Source organism: Pseudomonas sp. SDO5591_S426 (genome assembly GCF_054070755.1).
This window is the reverse complement of record NZ_JBSVXD010000326.1, coordinates 1-3613: the sequence shown is the minus strand read 5'-3', so window position 1 is coordinate 3613 and position 3613 is coordinate 1. Positions and strand designations below refer to the sequence as shown.

The window sequence follows — 3613 nt, the reverse complement described above, 5'->3', positions numbered from 1 at the left end:
CTTTTGATCTTTTTTTTAATATCAAAATCAAAAGATCGCAGCCTGCGGCAGCTCCTACAGGGGTGATCAGTCAGATTACTGCTGCTGCACTGAAATCACCGGCGCAGGCGTCGGGGTCACGAAGACCTTGGCGTGCATCTGCTCACACCCGCCACCCCGGCGCATGCCGCGTACCGGGCAGGCATCCAGGTAATCCAGACCCACCGCCAGTTTCAGGTGACGCTCCGGTCGCGCCAGTTCATTGGTCACGTCGAAGCTGTACCAGGCGTCGTCCAGCCAGGCTTCAGCCCAGGCATGACTGGCCAGGTGTTCGCTGTTCTCGCTGTATAGATACCCCGACACGTAACGCGCGGGGATGCCCAAGCTGCGGGCGCAAGCGAGGAACGCGTGAGTGTGGTCCTGACACACTCCCGAACGCCCGGCGAAAGCCTGCGCAGCGCTGGTATCCACTTCGGTGGCCCCCGGCGTGTAAGTCATGTGCTGGTTCAGGCCATGCATCAAGTCGATCAACGCGGTGCGATCGCGACGCTGCTTGCACTCCTTTTCGGCGAATGCACGCAGTGCAGCGTCGGCTTCGGTCAGGCGAGTGAAGCGCAGGAACGGCAATGACGACTGGCTCTCGTGTTCGGCTTCGCGCAATTCATCAATGTCGACCTGGCCACGGGCGCCGATGATGATCGCCTCGTGCGGCTCGTCCATGGTCAGCACATGCAGGATGTTGCCGAACGGATCGAGTTGCGCGCGCACCGGGCGCGGCAAATCGAGCTGCCAACTGAGCACGTGCTGGCGCTCGCTGTCGTGGGGTGTCAGTCGCAGGTACTGGATGCTCGCCCGCACCTGATCTTCGTAGTGATAGGTGGTCTCGTGGCTAATGGAAAGTCTCATGCAGCCTCCAGGTAGGAACTGTGAATCGCGTTGCCCAACTGGCGCACCAGCGGGATGAACTCGGTCAGCCAGGCGTGCAGGCCTTCGTCGAGAATTTCGTTGATGCCGGTGTAGCGCAGACGCGCGTCCATTTCCGCCGCCAAGCGTTGCGCCGGTCGGCCGTTGGCGCCCGGTAATTGCGCGAGTATCTGGTCGATTTCTTCGGTGCAGGCGCGCAGAGAACGCGGCACATCCGCGCGAAGCAGCAGCAATTCCGCCACATGCCGCGCGCCGGGGGCGTCACGGTAGATTTCGGTGTAGGCCTCGAACGACGACAAGGCCCGCAGCAGAGCACTCCACTGGTAATACGCATGAGCGGTGCCGTCACTGACCGCTTCGGCCTGATCGCCGGCCATTTCGTAGCGGGCATCGAGCAGGCGCAAAGTGTTGTCTGCCCTTTCGATGAATGTCCCGAGGCGGATGAAGCGGAAGGCGTCGTTACGCATGATGGTGCCGTAGGAGGCGCCGCGGAACAGGTGCGAACGTTCCTTGATCCACTCGCAGAAACGGCTCATGCCGTAGCGGCTGAGGCCTTGTTCGGCGATGCCGCGAATTTCCAGCCAGGTGGCATTGATGTTTTCCCACATGTCGGCAGTGATTCGCCCACGCACTGCGTGGGCACTGGCCCGCGCGGCACCGAGGCAGCTGTAGATGCTGGCCGGGTTGGCCGCGTCCAGAGCGAAGAAATGCAACAGACGCTCGGCATGCAGTTCGCCGTGGCGTTCGAGGTAATCATCCAGGGTGCCGGTGATCAACAGCGGCATCGCCAGTTCGTGCAGGCCGTTACCGCGGCCATCCTGTGGCATCAGCGACAGCGAGTAACTGATGTCGAGCATCCGTGCGAGGTTTTCCGCCCGCTCCAGGTAACGCGACATCCAATACAAATCCGAGGCAGTTCTACTTAGCATGACAGGCTTCCTTCAATCCTCGACCACCCAGGTGTCCTTGGTTCCGCCGCCCTGGGAGGAGTTCACCACCAGGGAGCCTTCGCGCAGGGCGACACGGGTCAAACCGCCGGGCACGACCCGGGTTTCGCGGCCAGACAACACAAACGGACGCAGGTCGATATGGCGCGGCGCGATGCCGTTTTCGACAAAGGTCGGACAGGTCGATAGCGACAACGTCGGTTGCGCGATATAGGCATGGGGCTTGGCGATGATCCGCGCACGGAACGCTTCGATTTCCGCAGCCGTCGACGCCGGCCCCACCAGCATTCCGTAACCGCCGGAGCCTTGGGTTTCCTTGACCACCAGTTCTGGAAGATTGGCCAGCACGTGGGAAAGTTCAGAAGGATTACGGCATTGCCACGTGGGAACGTTCTGGAGGATCGGCTCTTCATCCAGATAGAAGCGGATCATGTCGGTCACGAACGGATACACCGATTTGTCGTCCGCCACCCCCGTGCCGATGGCATTGGCCAGCACCACGTTGCCCGAACGGTATGACGACAACAGCCCCGGCACGCCAAGCATCGAATCTGGGTTGAACGCCAACGGATCGAGGAACGCATCGTCGAGGCGGCGGTAAATCACATCGACGGCTTTCGGCCCGTCAGTGGTGCGCATGAAGACCTTGTCGTCACGCACGAACAGGTCCGCGCCTTCGACCAGCTCCACACCCATTTCCCGCGCCAGAAACGCATGTTCAAAGAACGCACTGTTGAAACGCCCCGGCGTCAGCACCACCACACTGGGGTTATCGATGGGGCTGGAGCTTTTCAGGGTATCGAGCAACAGGTTCGGATAATGGTCGATAGGTGCGATGCGCTGCGCCGCGAACAGTTCAGGGAACAAACGCATCATCATCTTGCGGTCTTCGAGCATGTAGCTGACGCCGCTGGGCGTGCGCAGATTATCTTCGAGCACGTAGTACGTGCCGTCGCCATCACGCACCAGATCGACGCCGGAGATGTGCGAATAGATATCGCGGTGCAAGTCCAGCCCTTGCATTGCCAACTGATATTGCTCGTTGGCCAGCACCTGTTCGGCAGGAATGATGCCGGCCTTGATGATGCGTTGTTCGTGGTAGAGGTCGGCGAGGAACATGTTCAACGCCTTGACCCGCTGGATGCAGCCGCGTTCGACCACGCGCCATTCGCTGGCCGGAATGCTGCGGGGGATGGTGTCGAAGGGAATCAGGCGCTCTGTCCCCTGCTCATCACCGTAGAGCGTGAATGTAATCCCGGCGCGATGAAATAACAGATCGGCCTCGCGTCGCCGTTGTGCCAAAAGCTCGTCAGGCGTTTCGGCCAGCCAACGGGCAAACTCCCGATAATGCGGGCGGACCTGGCCGCCGGCATTGTACATCTCATCAAAATAGGTGCGGATCATGCCGTACTCCTTGTCACCCGGACATACAGACCTTCGCAAGGCCCGTGCCATCGGCATAAACGCTTTGATTTCAATCGGTTGGATAATCAATACACACGCACCGCACCAATCCTGTGCGGCAAACGCCCCAACCTGATCGCCCCCGCTTCATTGCAAGGCAATGTTGTTGCCTATCACCAGCATAGTCAGAGTTGATTTCACTGCCCGGTTAACGCAGGGGATAATCCGCTCATTCGCTGAAAAGCTGACCGAACTTCCCTTTTAGCCGCCCGTTTTGGGCGGTTTTTTTTGCCTTAGCGAAATATCGGGAAATAAAGCAACGTCAAAAGATCGCAGCCTGCGGCAGCTCCTACAGGTTG

3 protein-coding genes are annotated in these 3613 nt (G+C 59.9%); all 3 read right to left on the bottom strand.

The window, feature by feature from the left end; genetic code table 11:
* Positions 1 to 75: 75 nt before the first annotated feature.
* From ACW9JC_RS29340 to ACW9JC_RS29330, 3 genes are read right to left on the bottom strand one after another with little or no spacing between them, the layout of a single operon-like run.
* Entirely contained in the window at positions 76 to 885 is an 810-nt protein-coding gene (locus ACW9JC_RS29340; RefSeq protein WP_338585497.1) for a transglutaminase family protein, read from the bottom strand.
* Positions 882 to 1832: an alpha-E domain-containing protein gene (locus tag ACW9JC_RS29335; protein WP_175390617.1), complete on the bottom strand. Its 951-nt coding sequence runs from the start codon at positions 1830 to 1832 to the stop codon at positions 882 to 884. The genes ACW9JC_RS29340 and ACW9JC_RS29335 overlap by 4 nt, the downstream gene beginning before the upstream one ends.
* Before the next feature lie 12 nt (positions 1833 to 1844).
* Complete coding sequence (locus tag ACW9JC_RS29330) at positions 1845 to 3254, bottom strand: circularly permuted type 2 ATP-grasp protein (RefSeq protein ID WP_457459416.1); 1410 nt, start codon at positions 3252 to 3254, stop codon at positions 1845 to 1847.
* Positions 3255 to 3613 lie beyond the last annotated feature (359 nt).